General features: G+C 63.7%; 15 protein-coding genes. 2 read left to right on the forward strand and 13 right to left on the reverse strand.

What is annotated here, in order from left to right; translation table 11 throughout:
• Positions 1 to 14 precede the first annotated feature (14 nt).
• Positions 15 to 434 carry a VOC family protein gene (locus tag NKJ09_RS09595; protein WP_352495242.1) on the forward strand — a complete coding sequence of 140 codons (420 nt, stop codon included), beginning with the start codon at positions 15 to 17 and terminating at the stop codon, positions 432 to 434.
• Between the two features lie 46 nt (positions 435 to 480).
• On the opposite strand, the gene NKJ09_RS09600 is transcribed toward NKJ09_RS09595, so the two are convergent.
• From NKJ09_RS09600 to NKJ09_RS09660, 13 genes are all read right to left on the reverse strand, one after another.
• A complete protein-coding gene (locus tag NKJ09_RS09600) occupies positions 481 to 762 on the reverse strand; it encodes a cupin domain-containing protein (RefSeq protein ID WP_023718287.1) in 282 nt (93 codons plus the stop codon).
• Positions 763 to 895: 133 nt separating this feature from the next.
• Positions 896 to 1,219, reverse strand: coding sequence for a thioredoxin (trxA, locus tag NKJ09_RS09605; RefSeq protein ID WP_023677558.1), 324 nt, complete (start codon positions 1,217 to 1,219; stop codon positions 896 to 898).
• A 73-nt stretch (positions 1,220 to 1,292) separates the two neighbouring features.
• Complete coding sequence (gene addA, locus NKJ09_RS09610) at positions 1,293 to 4,805, reverse strand: double-strand break repair helicase AddA (RefSeq protein WP_352495243.1); 3,513 nt, start codon at positions 4,803 to 4,805, stop codon at positions 1,293 to 1,295.
• Complete coding sequence (gene addB, locus NKJ09_RS09615) at positions 4,802 to 7,939, reverse strand: double-strand break repair protein AddB (RefSeq protein WP_352495244.1); 3,138 nt, start codon at positions 7,937 to 7,939, stop codon at positions 4,802 to 4,804. The genes addA and addB overlap by 4 nt, the downstream gene beginning before the upstream one ends.
• Positions 7,936 to 8,679, reverse strand: a complete 744-nt coding sequence (locus tag NKJ09_RS09620; RefSeq protein ID WP_352516067.1) for a nucleotidyltransferase family protein — start codon at positions 8,677 to 8,679, stop codon at positions 7,936 to 7,938. Before NKJ09_RS09620 ends, addB begins: the two co-directional genes overlap by 4 nt.
• Before the next feature lie 50 nt (positions 8,680 to 8,729).
• Positions 8,730 to 10,241, reverse strand: coding sequence for a tRNA (adenosine(37)-N6)-threonylcarbamoyltransferase complex ATPase subunit type 1 TsaE (tsaE, locus tag NKJ09_RS09625; RefSeq protein WP_352495246.1), 1,512 nt, complete (start codon positions 10,239 to 10,241; stop codon positions 8,730 to 8,732).
• An 8-nt stretch (positions 10,242 to 10,249) separates the two neighbouring features.
• The gene (locus NKJ09_RS09630; protein ID WP_352484479.1) at positions 10,250 to 12,811 is read right to left on the reverse strand and encodes a sensor histidine kinase; all 2,562 of its coding nucleotides are present in this window, start codon (positions 12,809 to 12,811) and stop codon (positions 10,250 to 10,252) included.
• A 188-nt stretch (positions 12,812 to 12,999) separates the two neighbouring features.
• Positions 13,000 to 14,400 carry an adenosylhomocysteinase gene (gene ahcY, locus NKJ09_RS09635; protein ID WP_352495247.1) on the reverse strand — a complete coding sequence of 467 codons (1,401 nt, stop codon included), beginning with the start codon at positions 14,398 to 14,400 and terminating at the stop codon, positions 13,000 to 13,002.
• 168 nt (positions 14,401 to 14,568) lie between these two features.
• Positions 14,569 to 14,865 carry an HPr family phosphocarrier protein gene (locus NKJ09_RS09640; protein ID WP_023718281.1) on the reverse strand — a complete coding sequence of 99 codons (297 nt, stop codon included), beginning with the start codon at positions 14,863 to 14,865 and terminating at the stop codon, positions 14,569 to 14,571.
• Entirely contained in the window at positions 14,862 to 15,263 is a 402-nt protein-coding gene (locus NKJ09_RS09645; RefSeq protein ID WP_023718280.1) for a PTS sugar transporter subunit IIA, read from the reverse strand. The genes NKJ09_RS09640 and NKJ09_RS09645 overlap by 4 nt, the downstream gene beginning before the upstream one ends.
• Positions 15,264 to 15,427: 164 nt before the next feature.
• Entirely contained in the window at positions 15,428 to 15,874 is a 447-nt protein-coding gene (locus NKJ09_RS09650; RefSeq protein WP_352516065.1) for an HPr kinase/phosphorylase, read from the reverse strand.
• Positions 15,875 to 15,905: 31 nt separating this feature from the next.
• A complete protein-coding gene (locus tag NKJ09_RS09655) occupies positions 15,906 to 17,690 on the reverse strand; it encodes a sensor histidine kinase (protein ID WP_352495249.1) in 1,785 nt (594 codons plus the stop codon).
• A gap of 22 nt (positions 17,691 to 17,712) precedes the next feature.
• Positions 17,713 to 18,414 carry a response regulator transcription factor gene (locus NKJ09_RS09660; protein WP_023677547.1) on the reverse strand — a complete coding sequence of 234 codons (702 nt, stop codon included), beginning with the start codon at positions 18,412 to 18,414 and terminating at the stop codon, positions 17,713 to 17,715.
• A gap of 342 nt (positions 18,415 to 18,756) precedes the next feature.
• Between NKJ09_RS09660 and NKJ09_RS09665 the strand changes: the two genes are divergently transcribed.
• Entirely contained in the window at positions 18,757 to 20,367 is a 1,611-nt protein-coding gene (locus tag NKJ09_RS09665; RefSeq protein WP_352484483.1) for a phosphoenolpyruvate carboxykinase, read from the forward strand.
• Positions 20,368 to 20,392 lie beyond the last annotated feature (25 nt).

Below are 20,392 nucleotides of genomic sequence, written 5' to 3' on the forward strand. Positions count from 1 at the left end.
GCGAGGAGCCAGTCATGATCAAGGTAAAGCAGCTCGCTCACGTTTGCATTTTCGCGAATGACCTAGAGAAGACGCGAAGCTTCTATCGGGACGTCCTCGGCATGGATACGCAGTTCAATTTCCTGCGCGACGGCAAGATTTTCGGCTTCTATCTCAATTGCGGCAGCCGTAGCCATGTCGAGGTGTTCCAGAAAGACGGCGCGAGCTATAGCGACTTGAACCAGATCAACCACTTCTGCCTCGAAGTGGAAAACATCGACGCCGCGATCCCCCACCTGAGGTCAAAGGGGGTTGATGTCACCTCAAAGAAACGCGCGTGCGATGACACCTACCAGGCTTGGATCCGCGACCCCAACGGCGTGAAGATCGAACTGTTCGAATACACTGAGAAAAGCGCACAATTCGTCGGCGGCGATCGTATCGCGGATTGGTGATCGCGCGTCGCCGGACAATGTGGCGGCGCAGCCGATGCTTGGTGGATTACTTCAGCTCGACCTCGATAAAGGCGAATTCGCCGTCGTTCGCGCTGATGACGTCATGTTCGACGCCCTCGTTGCGGAAATAGGGCGCGCCCTTCTTCATTTCGGCGAAGGATTCGCCATCCTTGGTCAGGAGCTTCACCTTGCCGTCGGTCAACGGCACGATCACATAGTCGTGGCCATGGCGGTGCCAGCCGGTGTTGTCGCCCGGGGCGAAGCGGTATTCGGTGACGATGACGCGCTCATTGTCGATGAAGACGGTGGCCTTGGCGGATCCGGTCATATCGCTTCTCCTTTGTATTCAGAAGAGAAGAATACGGGGCGGCAAGCCGCGAGTGCCAGAGCGGCCCACCAATGACGCCAGCAAAAAGAAAGCCCGGCACGAGGCCGGGCTTTTCTGCAAAACTTTGATCGGATCAGGCGAGACTGCCGTTGATCCAGTGCGACAATGCCGTTTTCGGCGCAGCACCGACCTTCATATCGGCGACTTCGCCGCCCTTGAAGATCATCAGTGTCGGGATCGAGCGCACGCCGAACTGCGCAGCCAGCTCAGGATTCTCGTCGATGTTGAGCTTGGCGATCTTTATCTTGCTACCGAGTTCGATGGCGATATCCTCAAGCGCCGGGGCGATCATCTTGCACGGGCCGCACCATTCCGCCCAGAAATCGACCACGACCGGCTCCTTGGCGTTGAGCACGTCGGCCTGGAAATTGCTCTTGTCGACCTTGACGGTGGCCATGCTGAGATCCTTTCGATTTGTTCGTCGCACCAAATGTGGTGGTGATCGTGTCCGTCTTCAAGCAAGTGTTGTGTCACGCTCCCGTGAGTCTAGCAAGCGCGTCGTCCATTGCGGCCGCCGGCAGTTCGATCAGCCGCGGCGCCTCGGTGAACAGCAGCGCCGCCGAGACCTCGCGTCCCGGATAGAGCGGCTGAAGCAGCGCGCGATAAAGTGCGAGTTGCAGAACATAGGCTTGCGGCACTTCGGCGAGCGTCGCCGGCGCAGGCCGGTTGGTCTTGTAGTCGACGATCGACACCTTGTCCGGCGCTACCGCCAGCCGGTCGATCTTGCCGGAGATCGAGCGCAGTTTGCCCCTCACCTCCAGGCTGCCCATGATGGCGACTTCAGCGCGCGAGTTTGGTGCAAACAGCGGCGCGAAGCGGCTGTCGGCAAGAATTCTGGAAACGCCAGCCAAGGCTTTGTCGCGCTCGTCTTCAGGCCATTGAGCTCCGGCGCGCGCCAAATAGCGCTCGGCGGCATCCTGGCGTTTTCCCTCGGCGATGCCGGGCAGCATCTGCAGCAATTTGTGCAGCGCCAACCCGCGAATCACGGCAAAGCCGGGCTCGGCGTCGGCATCCAATACCGGCGAACGCGTGTCGGCCACCGCTTGCCGCGCCTCGTCGATCAGCACCGAGGCGCCGGACGGCGAGAGCGGCCGCGGCAGTTCCTCGAAAGGCGGCAAAGGCTGGAACAGGGTTTCCGGCAGTGGCGCAAAGCGTTCCGCCTGCCGTGCCTCATCCACTGCCGCCAGTGGCATGGGCGGCAGCTTCGTCACCTGGAAACGATGCACGGTCTCGCCAGTGGCGGGATGCCGGCGTTCCGCGCTTTCAGCGGCGCCGACCAGCGCGCGGCTGACGACCGAATGCCAGGTGCCGGTATTCTGCGCCCGCTTGCCATGGTAGCCGCAGACGATCAGCCGATCCTCGGCGCGAGTCATGCCGACATAGAGCAGCCGGCGGTATTCGTCGTCGGCGAGCTCGCGGGCGCGGGCCGATGCGGCGCGTGAAAATCCATTGGCGACATCGCTGGCCGACCGCCAGAGATAGCCCTTGCCCTCCCAGCAGTCGCCCGACCCTTCGAACGGCATCAATCTCGGCAGGTGCTGGTCGCTGAACGGCGCGGAGCCGCCATCGACCAGGAATACCACCGGCGCTTCCAGGCCCTTGGCGGCATGCACGGTCATGACGCGAACCTCGTCGCGGGTCTGGTCCATTTCGCGCTTGATCTCGGGGCCGGCGTTTTCCAATGTCGACAGGAAGGATTCCAGTCCCGGCAGGCCGGTCCGCTCCTCGGCCAGGCAGAAATTCAGGAATTCGTCGAGGATGTCGCCGGCCTCCGGACCGAGCCGCGCGATCATCTTCTTGCGCAGGCCGTCGCGGGCGAGAGCTCCGGCGTAAAATTCGAACACCGGCTTGAATGCGACTTCGTTCGACCATGTGTCGAGCCGGCTGACGACGGCGGCCAACGCCTCGCTTTCGCCGGCATGCCGGCGCAGCGAGGCGAACAGCGAGACGCCCGACGGCCTCTCGGCAGCAAGCGCGAAAAGCTGCTCTTCCGAGACATCGAAGATCGGGCTGCGCAGCACGGCGGCCAGCGACAGATCGTCCTGCGGCTGGATGAGAAAATGGCCGAGTGCGATCAGGTCCTTCACCGCGATGTGGCCGGGCAGGCTGAGCCGGTCGGCGCCGGCCACCGGAATGTCGCGGCGCTTCAGCGCCCGCGTCAGCGCATGGACGAAGCGATCGCGCTTGCGCACCAGCACCAGCACGTCGCCGGGCCGCAGTTTCTTGCCGCGGCCTTCGATAGTCTCGCCGCCGCCGATCCAGCCGGCAATGGTTGCCGCGACGTTTTCAGCGACGCGTACTGCCGGCGCATGGGCATGGTCGACCGCTTGCGTCCAATCGTCTGGTTCGTCGACGACATCGGCGCCGATCGACGGCCAGACCTCGACATAACCCGGCGCATCGGTGCGGATCGCCTTGTGGTCGAGCGGATCGGGATCGTGGCTGATGCCGCGCCGCACGTTCGGGTCGGCAAAGACCCGATCCACCGCCGCAAGCACGTCGTCGGTCGAGCGGAACGACCAGGTCAGCTTGAGATCGGCGAAGGCGGCGGCGGCGCTTCTAACTTTGCCGGCAAACAAAAGCCGGCTGTCAGCAAAGGAATCCGGGGCGGCCCCCTGAAAGGAATAGATCGACTGCTTTTCGTCACCGACCGCAAAGATGGTGCGGTGGACGGCGTCGCGGGCGCCGAGCCCGGCAAAGAACTCCTCCGCCAGCCGCTTGACCACGTCCCACTGGTTGGGACTGGTGTCCTGCGCCTCGTCGAGGAGGATGTGGTCGATGCCCTGGTCGAGCTTGTATTGCACCCATGGGCCGGCGTCGGGCCGCGCCAATAGATTGACAGTGCGGGTGATCAGGTCGTTGAAGTCGAGGAAGCCGCGGGCGCGCTTCAATTGCTCGTAGCGGGCGATCAGCCAGTCGGCGATGGTCAGCGCGGCACGCGTGCCTTCCAACATCCTGAACAAGGCCAGGCGGTCGGAGATTTCGAGAATGGCGTCGACCGCCACGAGATAACGTTCGGCAAGATCGGGCAGCCGGTCGAGCAGCGCCTTCTTGAACGTCTTTGCCGGATCATAAGGCTCGCCATCGGCCCTCAGGAGAGCCTTGGCAAGCAGATTCAGGCGTCGGACCGGATCCTGCTCGGCGAAGGCAAGACGGGCGTATGGCAGCAGATTGTTCAGCACGATGCGTGCATCGGCGGCCTCGGCCGCCCGTGAAAAGGTGACGAGATAATCCGGCAGGAAGCCGGGCAGCGGCCAGACCGAGTCGGCTATGCCTTCGGCGGTCTGGCCGGCTCGGAATTGGAACTCGTCGAACAGCGCCTGAAAACCATTGCCGCCGGCCATGGCGATGAAGGCGCGCAGACCGTCGCGCTTGCGCACGATTTCGGCCAGCAATGCGTCGAGCCCATGTTCGCCGCCGCGCTCCAGCACGGTGGCAAAAGCTTCGGCCAGTGCCGCATCGCCTGCAACACCGCCGGAGATCATGTCGCGGCGGGCGGCGGCAAACAGCGAAGCCTCCATTTGCGGATCAAGCATTTCGAAATGCGCCGGGATGTTGGCTTCCAGCGGGAACTGATGCAGCACCGATTCGCAGAAGGCGTGAATGGTCTGGATCTTCAGCCCGCCCGGTGTTTCCAGCGCCTCGGCAAACAGCCGCCGCGCCCGGCGCATGGTTTCGCGGTCGGGCTGGCGGCTGTCCAGCGCCTCTATCCGTGTCGAGAGCTCGGCATCACCAAGCGCCGTCCATTGCGACAGGGTCGAAAACACCCGGTTCGACATGTTGGCGGCGGCGGCGCGCGTATAGGTCAAGCACAGGATCTTGGACGGATCGGTGCCGCGCAGCAAAAGCCGGATGACGCGCTGGGCGAGCACATGGGTCTTGCCCGATCCGGCGTTTGCCGACACCCATGCGGAGTTATGCGGGTCGGAGGCGCTCGCTTGGCTGGCGGCGGTGTCGCTCGGGATGGGATAGGCCTTCTTCACGCCTCCCCTCCCTCCTCGTCGGCGTCGCCGCCGGCGGACCATTCCAGCACGCGGGCGAGATGGTCGTAGTCGCCGTCGGTCTCACCTTCGCGGAACGGCAGCGCCCGCGACAGATAGCCGGTCGCCGGGTCGGCGTAGTGGATCAGCAGTTTTTCCAGCCGCGCCCAAGCCTCTTCGGCGAGATCGGCGGCGGTTCGCGGCTTGCGGTTGTATTCGAGGATCGATTCCTCGAACACCTCTCCGTTCGGCTTCAGCCGCACGAAGGCCAATTGCGACGGCTCGCATGCGCCAAGCTCCTTGAAGGCGCCGCGACGCAGCAGCGCGCCCTCCAGCGCCAGTTGCGGCGCGAGCAGCGTGTGCGCCTGCGCTTTGGATGGCGAGGAGCCGGTCTTGTAATCGAGGATGTCGGCCATGCCGCCGGCCAGCAGATCGATGCGATCGGCATAGCCGGACAGGGTCACGCCGGATCGGCCGACGCCGGTCTTTTCGGCGCGTTCCTCGGCGTGCCGCCGTACCACGGCGGCGGCCCGGCCGCGCTCCCATTCGATAATGCCGGCGGCAAGCTTTTCGAAGCGCGGCCACCACACCGCCTCGACATCGGCGGGCAGGGCAGCATCGGCAAAGCAGGACCGGCCGGCGGCGATGAGCCCGTCCAGCGCCTCCGGCGCGCGCGGGTCGGCCACCCTCGCTGAGAAGAGGTGCAGAATGGCGTGAAACAGCGTGCCGCGCTCGGCAGCGCCCGGATCACGAACGACCGGATCGAGTGGCATCAGGCCGAGTATCCTTCTGGCATAGACCGCATACGGGTCGCGACGTAGCGTCTCGATCTCGGTGACCGAGAAGTGGTGCGGCCGCAGGGCGAGCGGCGGTTTCGGCTGCGGCCTCGGCGCAAAGTCCTGCTTTTCGCCGGCATCAAGCGCACGCGCCCAGGCAAGCAGTTCATCGCCGCGCCGGCGAAGTGCCACAGCATGGTCCTCGCCGACGAAGGTAAGGATACGCTGCAGCCAGCGCGACGGCACCGACGGAGCGTCGCCGGAACGGGCGGAGCGAGCCAGCACCACTTTTTTGGCGCCCATGGCCATCTGGAAATCATGGGCGGCAAGGCCGATGCGCCGCTCCGGCGGTTCAAGATCGATGCCGGTCTTCATCAGCCGCGACATAAAGCGGTCACTCTCCGGCTTGCGCGGCCACACGCCTTCGTTGAGTCCGCCGACGACCAGCGTGTCGATATCCTGAAGCCGCGCTTCCAGCACGCCCCAGATGGCGATGCTCCTGTCGGTGCCCTGCGCCGGCTTGACCATTTCGGGCGCAATCAGCGCCTCCATCACATCGGGCCATTCGTCCGCGGCGAAGGAGAACGACACCGAGGCCGCGACCAGACCGCGCAAGAGCTCGGCAAGCTTTTCACCGGCATCGCCGGCATAGAGTTCGCTGAGGCTTCCGTCAGCAGCGCGGCCGAGGCTTTCGAGCACGCCGACACTGGCGCGCACAAGCGTGGCAAGATCGGCATTCTCCTCGCCGCGAAAGGCAACCAGCGGCGCCAGCGCAGCCGTTAGCCGGATCAGCAGATCGCGCGCCTGTTCGATGCGCCTGACCGAGAGGCGCGATCGCCAGAAAGGCGGGCGGCGATTGCCGCCGTCGTCGAATTCGGCAAGCCGGGCACCGAAGAGTTGCGGCAGCGACGCGACGTCCGGGCGACCGGTGCCGCCGCGCAGCGCCACGAGTTCGACGATTTCGGCCGCATGGCGGACGCTTGCCCGCTCCAGGCCGAGGCCAAGCAAGGGATGCTTGAGCAGTGACAGCAGGGCGACCGGATCGCCCGGGCGGAACGCCGCCTGAAGCGCCAGCCGGAGCAGGCTGGCGGCTGGCGTGTTGATGAGCGGCGTGCCGCCGGAATCGTCGGCGGCGACGCCGAAGCGCAACAGCTCGACCGAGACGCGTCGCGCCAGCGCGCGGTCGCCGGTGACCAGTGCGGCGCGCTGGCCGGGCCGTTCGACGGCCTGTTTGAGCGCAACGGCGATCGCCACGGCTTCGTCGCGTTCGCTGGCGGCCTCGAGAAGCGTCACACCAGCGAAGGCCTCGGCACTATCGCCAGCGGTGAAGCGCGCGCGCGTCTCGGCCCAGAGCTCGGTGGTCTCCGCCGGCCGCAGCGCCTCGCCGACAAGTGCGGCGCGCAGCGCAAGTGGCCGCGGCGCAACAGCAAGCTCCCCGACATCGGCCCGAAGCACCCCGATCTTGCCGATCAACTTTGCCAGGCCGTATTGCGGATGGCCAAGCACAGCCGGCCGCGCACCAGGTGCACTGACGGCGGCAAAGGACGGCTCGTCCAGCGTCCGGTCGAGGCCGGGCAGCACAACAGCGCCATTGGGCAGACCGGCGATTACGGCAAGCAGCTCGGCCGTGGCGGGGATGGAGCCGGTAGAGCCGGCGGCGATCACCGGCCCGGCGGGTGGATTGCGCTTCAGCCGCGCCGCTTCCAGCCTTATCAGGGCATTGCGATGCGCTGCCGGATTGGAGCGACGGCGTTCCTCGAGCAGCTTCGGCCAGTTCTCAGTCACGATGGTCAGGAAATCGAGCGTCACCTGCCACCAGCCTGCAAGGTTGCCGGTTACGAGGTCGGCGAGCCTCGCCCAATCCGTGCCTTCCGTCTCGATCTCATCCATCAGCCGTGCAAGGTCGCGCGCCAGCCAGATGGCGTCGGCGGCGGAGGCCGGGATGACGATCTCCTCGTCGAACAATGCCGCGACATGTGCGGGCAGGCGGCGTTTCCACGCCCGCACCAGCGGCGCAAGCAGCAGAAGACGCTCGACCGCGGCGATCGGCGGCGCAAAGTCGATGACGGCCGACGCTTCCGTCTCGAAGGCGGCTTCATCTTCATCAAACTCACCAAGTGGGCGGATGACCGGCAGGATCGCCGAACGGCTTCCCGAGCGCGAGAGAGCATCGACGAAGACGCCGCGGAGCGCCCGCGCTGCACGGCGCGTCGGCACGTAGATGGTGAGATCGGCCAGCACCAGCGGATCGCCATCATAGGCAAAGCCGGGAACCAGGCGCCCTGCAAGCAGCGCCTCGGCTAGCGTCGGCAGGAACGGCGCTCCGGGCGGGATCGAGAAAACGCGGCGGGAGCCGCTCATTTCGACTCGGCAAGAGCGCCGGGTGCCTCAGCAAGAGCATCGGGCGTGCCGGCAAGCGCGGCAGCGACCACTGCTTCCGCCCGCGGGATCGCGTCGGGTGTGCCGACAGTGATCCAATGGCCACGCATCGTCATGCCGAACAGGCGGCCGGCGGCGATTGCCGCATGGAAATAGGCGTTGAGCGACAGCGGGCCGGCCGGCGCGTCCTTGAAGATGCGCGGATGGACGATTGCGGCGCCGGCATAGATCAGGCCGGCCGGATCGTTGTTCGCACGCCGCAACGCGCCGTCCGGCGCCATCAGGAAATCGGTGCCGCCGCTATGTCCGGTTGCCGACTGGAGATCCGCAAGCATCAGCAGAATGTCCATTGTCGCGCCCTCCCATGCAAGGGCAAGTCGCCTGAGATTGGAAACGCCGCTGTCGATCCAGAAGGTGTCGGCGTTGAGCACATAGAAGGGTGCCCCTAACCTGGGCAATGCCTTGACGATGCCGCCGGCAGAGTCGAGCAGGCCGCTGCTCTCATCCGAGATGACGATTCTCGGCGCACTGCGGCGGGCTACATGGTCCACGATCTGTTGCGGCAGGTAATGGACGTTGACGACGGCCTTGGCGACACCGGCTTCGGCTAGGCTGTCCAGCCCCCAGTCGAGCAATGTCTTGCCGGCGACCTTGACCAGCGGCTTCGGCATGGTCTCGGTGATCGGCCGCATGCGCTTGCCGAGCCCGGCGGCAAGCACCATGGCGGTCGTCGGCATCGGTCCCGACGCTTTCAGGCCCAAATCCTTAGCCTTCAAATCGAGCGTTCCTCCAGCAAGCCGTGGGCGATGTAGAAATCCTGCAGCCCGGCCAGCGCCGGATGCGCCAGCGCCCGGCGAAGATAATCGCGGATGCGCGGCAGATGCTTCAGATAATAAGGCTTGCTGTCGCGTTTTTCGAGCCGCACGAAAATGCCGAGGATCTTGGAATTGCGCTGTGCAGCCATGATTGCATAGGTTTCGCGGAATTCGTCTTCATCGAAGACGCCGGCGTCGCGTCGCGCGGCGATATAGGCGGCGAGCGTGTGCTTTTCGATTTCAGGTGAAATGGTGACGCGCGCGTCCATGGCGAGCGAGGCGACGTCGTAGGCTGACGGACCGATGAGCGCATCCTGGACATCGACGACGCCGAGACGATCGTGACCGGAACGGTCACCGCGCCAGATCAGGTTGGGCGAATGGAAGTCGCGCAGCATTAGCGTGTATTCGCGCCCCTCGAGCCGATCGAGCACCGCATTCCATTCGCTGCGATAACCGGCGCGCAACGCCTCGCTTGGCGGAGCGCCTGATATCGCAGAGACATACCAGTCGACCAGCAATTCGGCCTCGATCATCATGGCGTCGCGATCGAAAGGCGGCACCTCGTGGAAGACGCCGGGGCCGGCCTGCATGCTGGCCGGCCATGTTTTGCCGTGCATCATGGCAAGCAGTTCGGCCGCCGCCGCGTAGCGCTCGGCCACCGGCTGGCCGCGCTTGTCCAGGAACCCTTGGGACCCGAGATGCTCCAGCAGCAGAAAACCCTGGTCGAGATCCTGGGCATGGATTTCCGGGACGCTGACGCCGCCGGCCCGCAAGGCACGGTCAATGGCGACGAACGCCGAAACGGATTGCGCGGTGTGGGCGATCTCGGCATAGGGTTTGCCGTCGCGGACTGGCGGTCCGAGCACCAGCCTTGGCGAGTTCATCAGCACGCGCGGCGGAAATCCGGCGAGCGTGACGATCTCGTAGGAGCGAGCCGAGGCATCACCGATGAAATATCGCCGCTGCGCTTCGCCCCAACCGGCCTGGCCGAGAAAATCGCGCATGGCCAGCGATCGCGCCGCGCGCTCGAAGGCGGCGCCCCCTCCCGATAGTCTCGCCAATCGGCCGTCGCCCTGCTGGAGAAGTTCGACCAGCACCGAGGTTTTCGGCAAATATGCCTCTGCCCGTTCCGGCCATTCGACCAGTGCGGCCCCTTGCGTCAGCGCCTCGTCGAAACCCAGCTCGTCCAACTCGGATGCCGCGCCCAAGCGGTAGAGATCGAAATGATGGACCGGCACACGCGTGTCGTAACTCTGGACCAGCGTAAAGGTCGGGCTCGGCACGTCGAGGCCGGCATCGTCGGCCAGTGCCTTGACCAGCGCCCGCGCCAAGGTCGACTTGCCGGCGCCGAGATCGCCCTTGAGAGCGAGCACGTCGCCAATGCGCAGCGACATGGCGAGGTCCTCACCAAGCCTTGCCGTCGCAGCCTCGTCGGCGAGAAAACGCTCGAGCACCAATACCGCCATCGAACGCGCTACTCGGCCGCCGCGCGGATGCCGGACGGCGTGTCGGGAAAGGCGCAAACAACCGTCGTGCCCTTGTCCCTGCCGGTCTCGATGCGGACGCTGCCGCCATGCAGTTCGACAAAGCTCTTGACGATCGACAGGCCGAGCCCGGCGCCGCGGCGGCGGCCGCCATTGGTGCGCGGCTCGAAGCGCCGGAACACTGAGTCAAGCAGGTCCGGCGGCATGCCGGGACCGTCATCGTGAACGGAAAATTCCACGCCGTCGGCAAGTTGGCGGCAGGCGAGCGTTATGGTGCTCGCCTCCGGCGCGTAATTGGCGGCATTGCTGAGCAGATTGTAGAGGATCTGGCGGACGCGGATTTCGTCGCCGTGGAAGGTTTTCGGCGCGGCCGCCGCGTCGATCCTAAGCTTGATCGCATGTTCCTCCAGTCGGTCGGCGACCAGTTCGGCGGCGGCTGTAATGGTTCGATCGATGTGAACTTCGGAAATGTCGAGTTCCATGATGCCGGCATCCACCGTCGCCAGATCGAGGATGTCGTTGACGATGGTGAGCAGGACCGAGGAGGACGAGCCGACATGCCCGATATATTCGCGTTGCTTCTGGTTCAACGGACCAGTCGACGGCAGTGAAAGAAGCTCGGTAAAGCCGATGATGTTGGTGAGTGGCGAGCGCAGCTCATAGGAGACGTGCTGCACGAATTCGTTCTTGATCTGGTCGGACTTTTGCAGCGCCTCATTCTTGTCCTTCAGCGCCCGCTCGACATTGACGCTGTCGGTAACGTCGACGAAGGTCATCATCACCTGGCCGTTGGGCAAGGGGATGACGGCGTAGCGCAAAACGGTGCCGTTGTTCAATTCGGTCTGGCCGTGGCGGTCGCGGCGCTCGTCGTCGAAGCCGGTGATGGCGGCAACGAACCCGCCCCACGGACTGTCGACGGCACGGCGGTCGCAAAGGTCGCGGATTGTCGAGACATGGACGTTGGGTTTTGAGGCATCGGCATCCAGCCCCCACAGTGCTGCGAAGGCCGGGTTGGACAATCTCAGCCTGCCGTCGGGACCGAATACAGCGACGCCTTCGGCAAGGTTGTCGAGCGTCTCGCCCTGAACCCGGACGGCGGTCTGGTAGCGGCTTTCAAGGTCCATCTTCTCGGTCAGGTTCTCGAACACCCAGGTGACGCCGCCCTTGGGCTGCGGGTTGGCGACGACGCGAATGGTCTTGCCGTCCGGCAGATGCCACCAATGCTCCTGCGATTCAACCGCGCGATAAGCGCCGAGCAAGCTCTCTTTCCAGCGCCGCCATTCGGGCTGCTCGGCAATCTTGCCTTCGCTGCGCAGGCGGTCGAGCAGCAAGGCGTTGTCCGGCGCGCTGTGCAGGAAGCCGCTGTCGAGGCCCCATAGTTTCTGGAACGCCTGATTGAAAAACCGCAATTTCTCGTCGGTATCGAAAATCGCCACGGCAGTGTTGAGCTGATCGAGCGTATCGGCGTGGCTCTGCACGGTCCGCTCATACTCGGCGCGAATGGCCTCGATGGCGCTGATGTCGCAGGCAAGACCAGCCGAACCATCCGCCCCGGCAAAGTCGGTCACGGCAAACATACGGCGGTCGCCTTCGATCACAGTGGAGAGCGTCTGTTCGAAGACGGGGTGCGACTTGTGCTGCGCAGCAATCGTGTCGCGCGCCTGGCCGCCGAGGAATTCCTTGCTGTCACGAACCGCCGATTCGGCATTCTCGGCCTCGACCGCTTCGGCATAGGCCCGGTTGACCCATTTCAGCCGCCCGTCGACGGTGCGTAGCCATGACGGCATCTTGAGCGCATCGAGAAGTCCGATCAGCGTCTCATGGTCGGCGGCCAAGCGCTGGTTCTCGATCTTCAGCCTGGCCTGGCTTCGCTGTGTCTCCGAAAGCGAGACGAAGCGAACCAATACATGCGCCGCACTCTTGCGGCCGTGAACCTCGAGCGGCTGGCCGGCCTGCGATTCGATGACCAGATCGAAGGGCTTTGCCTTGTCCCGCAGCGCCGCCACGGCATGTTCCAACGCGGCCGCCGAACGCGGCATCAGCCAGCGGCCGAAAGCCAGGAAGGCCGCCCGGTCCTCCGGCGCGCCGCTCTCGATCGGCAATGTTCCGACAAGCTCGGGTTTCTTGTTTTCGGCGGCCCATACGACCACGCGCTGGTCGCGGGAATGGAGCAGCGCCTCGGAGCGCTGCAGCGCGGCATTGACGTCGGCGATGCGGGTCCTGAGCTCGGCATTTTCCGCCGCGGTGCGCGCCCTTTCGCGGATCAGAAAGATGGCCGACAGCAATGCCGCCCCCATGACGCCGACAAACATGGCGAGTTGCATGACCTCGACCGTGCTGACCGACAGCCCGGCCTTTTGCGCCACGCGGGTTTGGGCATGTGCGGCAAAGCCAAGCAGCGGACCAACCAGCGCGGAAGAAGCAAGCAGCACCCCGACACGGCTGCCGGCACGGCATAAAAGGCTGCCGCCTCTGGCAGCGGAGCCCGTGATCGAATCGTTATGGCCGCCGGAAACGGCCTGTCCCGCGCAAGGCGGGTTATCCCCCGGCATGTCTTGGTCCTCTTCGCCGCCTGAATGCAAGACCGCCCTGATGCGTGCGCCCGGGCCTCGTCCCCGGACCGCGAATCAGCACCATAGCGCTTGCGCGAATCGGCGTGAAGAATCAATCAGCGCAAAAATAAAGCCGGGCGAAAAGTCAATCGCCCGGCTTCAATATCTAGTGGCAAGTTTCGTCGTGGTTAATAGCGGTAGTGTTCCGGCTTGAACGGTCCCTGCGGGGTGACGCCGATATAGGCGGCCTGTTCGCCGGACAGTTCGGTCAGGCGGGCACCGAGCTTATCGAGATGCAGGCGCGCGACCTTTTCGTCGAGATGCTTCGGCAGGACATAGACCTGGTTCTCGTACTGACCGGGCTTGGTGTACAGCTCGATCTGGGCCAACACCTGGTTGGTGAAGGACGCCGACATGACGAAGCTCGGGTGGCCGGTGGCGTTGCCGAGGTTGAGCAGACGGCCTTCCGACAAAAGGATCATCCGCTTGCCGTCCGGGAAGGTGATCATATCGACCTGCGGCTTGATGTTGGTCCATTTCAGGTTGCGCAGCGACGCCACCTGGATCTCGTTGTCGAAGTGACCGATGTTGCCGACGATCACCATGTCCTTCATCAGGCGCATGTGGTCGAGGGTAACGACGTCCTTGTTGCCGGTGGTGGTGATGACGATGTCTGCCGTCGGTGCCGCGTCTTCGAGCGTGACCACCTCGAAACCGTCCATCGCTGCCTGCAGCGCGCAGATCGGATCGACCTCGGTGACCTTGACGCGGGCACCGGCACCCTTGAGCGAAGCCGACGAGCCCTTGCCGACGTCGCCATAGCCGCAGACGACCGCGACCTTGCCGGCCATCATCGTGTCGGTGCCGCGGCGAATGCCGTCGACAAGCGATTCCTTGCAGCCATATTTGTTGTCGAATTTCGACTTGGTGACGGAATCATTGACGTTGATCGCCGGGAACGGCAGCAGGCCTTTTTTCTGCAACTGATAGAGCCGGTTGACGCCGGTCGTCGTCTCTTCGGTGACGCCGCGGATCGCTTCCTTCTGCTTGGTGAAGAAGCCGGGCGATGCCTGCATGCGTTTCTTGATCTGGGCAAACAGGATCTCTTCCTCTTCGCTGCCCGGATTGGACAGCACATCCTCGCCGGCCTCGGCGCGGGCGCCGATCAGGATGTACATGGTGGCATCGCCACCGTCGTCGAGGATCATGTTGGAGGTGCCGCCATCGGCCCACTGGAAGATCTTGTCGGTGTAGACCCAATAATCCTCCAGCGTCTCGCCCTTGACGGCAAACACCGGAATTCCGGCCTCGGCAATGGCCGCGGCAGCGTGGTCCTGGGTCGAGAAGATGTTGCAGGAAGCCCAGCGGATATCGGCGCCGAGCGCCTTAAGCGTTTCGATCAGCACCGCGGTCTGGATGGTCATGTGCAGCGAGCCGGTGATGCGCGCGCCCCTGAGCGGCTTCTTGTCGCCGAATTCCTCGCGGCAGGCCATCAGGCCCGGCATTTCGGTTTCGGCGATCTCGATCTCCTTGCGGCCCCAGCCGGCAAGCGCGATGTCGGCGACCACATAATCCTTGCTACCCGTCATGGCAGTGCTCCGATGCGAATTGATTGCGGGACGCGCCCCGCCCCGAAGGCGTGTCGGAGGGCGCGAGTTGCCGGCCTGACTAGCAGATCGGGAGTCGGACGACAATGGGATATAAAGAAATCTTTATCCGTGCATGTCTTCAGCGGCGACCAACACGAGAGAGCGCCGTCAGCATTCCTCGCCAAAACGGGAAGCAACCAGTTGCTCCAGCGCATCGATGACCTCTTCGGCCTGCGGGCCGCTGGCGGTGACGCGGATCGAATAGCCGGGGCTCGCCGCCAGCATCATCAGGCCCATGATCGAGGTGCCGCCGACCTTGACGCCGTCCTTCTCGACCTGGACCGTGGCATTGAAGCCGCTGGCAATTTGAACGAACTTGGCCGAGGCGCGCGCGTGCAGGCCGCGCTGGTTGACGATCGGAAAGTCGCGAACGATCTTGTCCTTTTCCGGCAACAGCGCGCTCATTTGCTGCTCAGGAGCTGACTGGCGACGTTGATGTATTTGCGGCCGGCAGCCTGCGCCTCATCCAGCGCGGCCGCCATGTTGTCGCCTTTGCGAACGCTGGACAGCTTGATCAGCATCGGCAGGTTCATGCCGGCAATGACCTCGATGCGGCCGGATTCCATCACGGAAATGGCGAGGTTGGAGGGCGTGCCGCCGAACATGTCGGTCAAAACGATGACGCCTGATCCGGTATCGACGCGGCCGACTGCGTCGATAATGTCGCGGCGGCGTTGTTCCATATCATCGTCGGCACCGATCGCCACGGTCTCGAAATTGTCTTGTGGCCCTACGACATGTTCCACGGCATTGCGGAACTCGGCGGCCAGTTGACCGTGCGTTACAAGCACGAGTCCGATCATTCTTTGGTGGCTCCCGTCATCGCCGCTTCACAGGCGCATTTTATGCTCGCCGACCGTTCCAGGTGGCGGGAGCGCTATCTTGTCGACGCAAGGCCCGTTGACAAGCCCAAAATTGCGCCGGCCCAGACCAATTTGACGCATTGCAGCAAAAAATCCAAATCGGATCACAGGAAAGGCGCAATCGACAGGCGCGACATCACTGCCGGCAAGGCCGCCGCGACATTGCGCCCGGCAAGATCGATGCGCGGCACTGGTACGCCGAAAACGAGTTCGCTGCAGTCTTCTTGGAAGCGGGCCATTTTGCCGGCTGGCACCAGCCGGATAATGAGGTCGATCACGCAGCTTGGCTCGAATGGTATCGGCTTGGGGCCGAATCCCGGCACCTCGACGAGGCCGGCTATGCTGACTGGTGCGCGGCAGACCAGCCGCCCCTCGCAATCGGCAGCAAAGAGCTGGTCATCGCCGATCAGCCGCGAAAACAGCCCGCGCTGGCTGCAATGATCGATCAAGGCGAGCGCCAGCGTCGTCTTGCCCAAGCCGGACGGTCCGGTGATGAGAATGCCGCAATCACCTATCAGGATGGCGGTGCCGTGAATGTTTTCAGGCTGCACAATAGGACCAGGCGTGATTGGAATTCATCCGTCAGCCTTCGGCCGGCAGCGTCACCACGAAGCGGGCGCCCTTGATCTCGCCAGGCTTGGTGCCCGGGATGTTCTCGGCGCTCAACGTGCCGCCATGGGCTTCGACGATCTGCCGGGATATCGACAGGCCAAGGCCCGAGTTCTGGCCGAACGCCTCGCCGGCCGGCCGGTCGGTATAGAACCGCTCGAAAATGCGATCGATGTTGTCGGCCCGGATGCCGGGGCCATTGTCGTCGACGGTGACGATGTTGAACTTGCCGGCGCGCGCCAGCGATATGGTGATGTGGCCACGTTCTTCGGGAACGAACGAGCGGGCATTCTCGATCAGGTTGGTGATCACCTGGCCGATCCTCAGATCATGGCCGACGACGAAGTAGCCTTTCACGCCCTGCGGCAGTTTGGCGACCTTGAATTCGATCTCGACCGCCTTCTTGTTGCGTGTGGCCTCGCGCGAGACGGCGACCAGATCGGTGATGAACTTCTTCAGGTCGACAGTTCCCGCGTCTTCCCGCGCCAGTTCGGCATCGAGACGGGAGGCATCGGAAATATCGGTGATCAGGCGGTCCAGGCGCCTCACATCGTGCTGGATGATATCCATCAGCCGGCTGCGCGAATTGTCGTTCTTGGCCAGCGGCAATGTCTCCACCGCGCTGCGCAGCGAGGTGAGTGGGTTCTTCAATTCATGCGAGACATCCGCGGCAAAACTTTCGATCGCCTCAATGCGGGCGTAGAGCGCATTGGTCATGTCGCGCACGGCGATCGACAAATTGCCGATCTCGTCCTGGCGGTCGGAGAAGTCGGGAATTTCCTCGCGGTTCTTGACACCGCGGCGAACCCTGACCGCCGCCGCGGAAAGCCGGCGCAGCGGGTTGGCGATGGTGGAGGCCAGCAGCATCGACAGGATAGCGGTAACCAGCGCGGCGATGCCGAACACGCGCAGGATCGCCTTGCGCTCGGCCGCGACGATCTTGTCGATGTCGCCACCTTCGGTCGACAGCATCAGTACGCCGAGAACGGCACGGAAGCGCTGGATCGGCACCGCCACGGAAACGATCTGCTCGCCCTGCTCCGAGATCCGCACGATCGTCGACGGACTGCCGGTAAGCGCCTTGACCACTTCGGGAAACGCGGCACCGTTGCCGCCCGGCTGCTCGCGATAGACGGGCAGCTGCTTATTGCGGAAGAAATCGAAGACGAATTTCTGGATGCGCTCCAGAAGAACCGGCTGCTCCTCTTCGACCGGCGGCAGATCGTAGCGAAGGATCTGACCGCGCGAATAGAGATGGCGGGAATCGAGCAGCAGGTTGGCGTCGCGGTCGTAAATGCGGGCGCGCGTGCGCGTCGGCGAGATCAACCGCCTGAGCACCGGCGCCACGCGCTCCGGATTGATCGGGAAATCGAGATTGTCGAGCTGATCGGAGCCCGGGCCGAGGCTTTCGCCAGCCTGCAACTCAAGCAGCTTTTCCGGATCGATGCTGATCGAATCGGTCTCGACCGTCGCCGATGCGGCAATCGCGCCGGCAATGATCTCGCCCTGGGTCATCAGGCTCTCGACACGGGCGTCGATCAGCCCGTCTCGAAAGGTGTTGAGGTAGAGAATGCCGGTGACCAGGACGGCCAGGCCGGCAAGATTGAGAAAGAGAATACGCCGCGTCAGGCTGGAAAAGATGTGATGGCCGAGAAACCGGCGCATCGGCACCGTGATTTTCGACACGAAGGCGGGCAGAATCCGCGGCGGGCGCCTGGCGGCGCCCGATCGTCTCACTCGCTCTACTTCCACTGCCATCGAATAGCAGCTCCCGCTCGACTCAAGCTTCGCGGAACCGATATCCGACTCCGTAAAGGGTTTCGATCATTTCGAAGTCATCATCGACGGCCTTGAACTTTTTGCGCAGCCGCTTGATGTGACTGTCGATGGTGCGGTCATCGACATAGACCTGCTCATCATAAGCCGAATCCATCAGCGCATCACGGCTTTTTACGACGCCTGGACGCTGGGCCAGCGAATGCAGGATGAGGAACTCGGTGACGGTAAGCGTCACCGGCTCGCCCTTCCAGGTGCAGGTGTGGCGCTCCTGGTCCATGACAAGCTGGCCGCGCTCAAGCGACCGAGCCTGCTGGTTGGGCGCCTTGGCGGCCGCCTCGCGGGTACTGGCGCGGCGCAGCACGGCGCGGACGCGCTCGACCAGAAGACGCTGCGAGAAGGGTTTGCGGATGAAGTCGTCGGCGCCCATCTTGAGGCCGAACAGTTCATCGATCTCGTCGTCCTTGGAGGTCAGGAAGATCACCGGCAGGTCGGATTTCTGGCGCATCCGGCGCAGCAGCTCCATGCCGTCCATGCGCGGCATCTTGATGTCGAGGATGGCGAGGTTCGGCGGGCGCGCCGCCAGTCCCTCCAGCGCCGACGCCCCATCCGTGTAGGTTTCAACCCGATAACCCTCGGATTCGAGGGCGATCGAAACCGAAGTCAGAATGTTGCGATCGTCGTCGACAAGCGCGATTGTTGCCATTTCAAGCGGCTCCCTCATGAGCTGTCCCTTCTTTCGTCGAGAAGGGGCTTTTGCAGGACAAATTAGGTACAAAATGTGGCATAGGCTCTATCCGCTGTCACGCGCGGCATGCCGGCGGCCACAATTGTACCTCGATATGGATTGGACGAATGAACATCGCCAATCCTTTGGGCAACCATCAGTGTTTTTGCACATATAAACGATTTAAACAACTTTCAAAATATTTAAATCGATTAATGATTTGATATCATTCGCCTTTTCTGGTTTTGACGTTTTTAGCTCCTGCAATGGGGGTTCCGGAATTCGCCGGTAAAGACGCGGTAAATCGAAGAAGGGACACCCATGTCGGAAGCCGGCAAACGCAATCCTGCATGTACAATCGATCGGATCGGCCTGAGAACCACGGGCGTGGTGCGCTATAATTTCGGCGCGGCCGCGCTCTACGAGGAGGCAATCCGCCGTGGCGAGGCCCGACTCACCGCGCATGGCGCGCTTGCCGCCGAAACCGGGCAGCACACCGGCCGCTCGCCCAGGGACAAATTCGTGGTGCGCGACGAAAGCACCGCGCCGCATGTATGGTGGGACAACAACAAAGCGATTTCGCCGGGGCAGTTCGATACGCTGCTTGCCGATTTTCGCGCCCATGCGGCTGGAAAGGACCTTTATGTGCAGGACCTGGTCGGCGGCGCCGACGAGGAGCTGAAGCTGCCGACCCGGGTGATCACGGAGCTTGCCTGGCACTCCTTGTTCATCCGCAATCTGCTCATCCGGCCGGCAGCCGCCGAACTCGAGCATTTCGTGCCCGATTTGACGATCATCGACCTGCCGTCGTTCCGCGCCGATCCCGCCCGCCACGGCACGCGCGGCGAAACGGTGATCGCCGTCGATCTTTCGCGCATGATCGTGTTGATCGGCGGTACCTCCTATGCCGGCGAGATGAAGAAGTCGGTATTCACCGTGCTCAACTATCTGCTGCCGGCAAAAGGCGTGATGCCGATGCATTGCTCTGCCAATGAAGGACTCGCCGGCGACGCGGCCGTCTTCTTCGGCCTTTCCGGGACCGGCAAGACGACGTTGTCGGCCGACCCGTCGCGCACGCTGGTCGGCGATGACGAGCATGGCTGGGGACCGCACGGCATCTTCAATTTCGAAGGCGGCTGCTATGCCAAGACGATCAAGCTTTCGGCCGAAGCCGAGCCGGAGATCTTCGCCACCACCCAGCGCTTCGGCACGGTGCTGGAGAATGTCGCGCTCGACGCCGGTCGCGTGCCGGATTTCGACGATGGCGGGCTGACCGAAAACACACGCTGCGCCTACCCGCTCCACTTCATTCCGAACGCCAGCAAGACGGGGCGCGCCAACCACCCGAAGAATATCATCATGCTGACCGCCGACGCGTTCGGCGTGATGCCGCCGATCGCGCGGCTGACCCCGGCGCAGGCGATGTACCATTTCCTCTCCGGCTATACCGCCAAGGTGGCGGGGACCGAGAAAGGCGTTACTGAACCCGAAGCGACATTTTCGACATGCTTCGGCGCACCGTTCATGCCGCGGCATCCGTCGGAATACGGCAATCTGCTGCGCGAGCTCATCGCCCGCCACGGCGTCGATTGCTGGCTGGTCAACACCGGCTGGACCGGCGGCGCTTACGGCACCGGCAAGCGGATGCCGATCAAGGCAACGCGGGCGCTGCTTGCGGCAGCACTCGACGGCTCGCTGAAAGCGGCCGACTTCCGGACCGACGCCAATTTCGGTTTCGACGTGCCGGTGACGGTTACCGGCGTCGACCGCGCCATTCTCGACCCGAGATCGACCTGGATCGACAAGCCCGCCTATGACCGGCAGGCGGCAAGGCTGGTTGGCATGTTCGTCGACAATTTCGAAAAGTTCGAGGCCCATGTCGACGCAACCGTGCTCGGCGCTGCACCACGCATGCAGGTAGCGGCTGAATAGCCGTCGCGCTTCAAGGCCCGGCTTC

It is taken from the genome of Mesorhizobium sp. M0189 (assembly GCF_040322135.1).
In the GTDB taxonomy this organism is placed as follows: domain Bacteria; phylum Pseudomonadota; class Alphaproteobacteria; order Rhizobiales; family Rhizobiaceae; genus Mesorhizobium.

Bases quoted from the DNA above. Each gene is read 5' to 3' on its own strand.
- ahcY (WP_352495247.1), bottom strand. From the start codon at position 14,400: ATGACGGGTAGCAAGGATTATGTGGTCGCCGACATCGCGCTTGCCGGC.
- NKJ09_RS09645 (WP_023718280.1), bottom strand. From the start codon at position 15,263: ATGATCGGACTCGTGCTTGTAACGCACGGTCAACTGGCCGCCGAGTTC.
- tsaE (WP_352495246.1), bottom strand. From the start codon at position 10,241: ATGGCGGTATTGGTGCTCGAGCGTTTTCTCGCCGACGAGGCTGCGACG.
- NKJ09_RS09620 (WP_352516067.1), bottom strand. From the start codon at position 8,679: ATGGTGCTTGCCGCCGGGCTCGGCAAGCGCATGCGGCCGATCACCGAG.
- NKJ09_RS09655 (WP_352495249.1), bottom strand. From the start codon at position 17,690: ATGGCAGTGGAAGTAGAGCGAGTGAGACGATCGGGCGCCGCCAGGCGC.
- NKJ09_RS09640 (WP_023718281.1), bottom strand. From the start codon at position 14,865: ATGAGCGCGCTGTTGCCGGAAAAGGACAAGATCGTTCGCGACTTTCCG.
- NKJ09_RS09660 (WP_023677547.1), bottom strand. From the start codon at position 18,414: ATGGCAACAATCGCGCTTGTCGACGACGATCGCAACATTCTGACTTCG.
- addB (WP_352495244.1), bottom strand. From the start codon at position 7,939: ATGAGCGGCTCCCGCCGCGTTTTCTCGATCCCGCCCGGAGCGCCGTTC.
- NKJ09_RS09665 (WP_352484483.1), top strand. From the start codon at position 18,757: ATGTCGGAAGCCGGCAAACGCAATCCTGCATGTACAATCGATCGGATC.
- trxA (WP_023677558.1), bottom strand. From the start codon at position 1,219: ATGGCCACCGTCAAGGTCGACAAGAGCAATTTCCAGGCCGACGTGCTC.
- NKJ09_RS09600 (WP_023718287.1), bottom strand. From the start codon at position 762: ATGACCGGATCCGCCAAGGCCACCGTCTTCATCGACAATGAGCGCGTC.
- NKJ09_RS09630 (WP_352484479.1), bottom strand. From the start codon at position 12,811: ATGCCGGGGGATAACCCGCCTTGCGCGGGACAGGCCGTTTCCGGCGGC.
- NKJ09_RS09595 (WP_352495242.1), top strand. From the start codon at position 15: ATGATCAAGGTAAAGCAGCTCGCTCACGTTTGCATTTTCGCGAATGAC.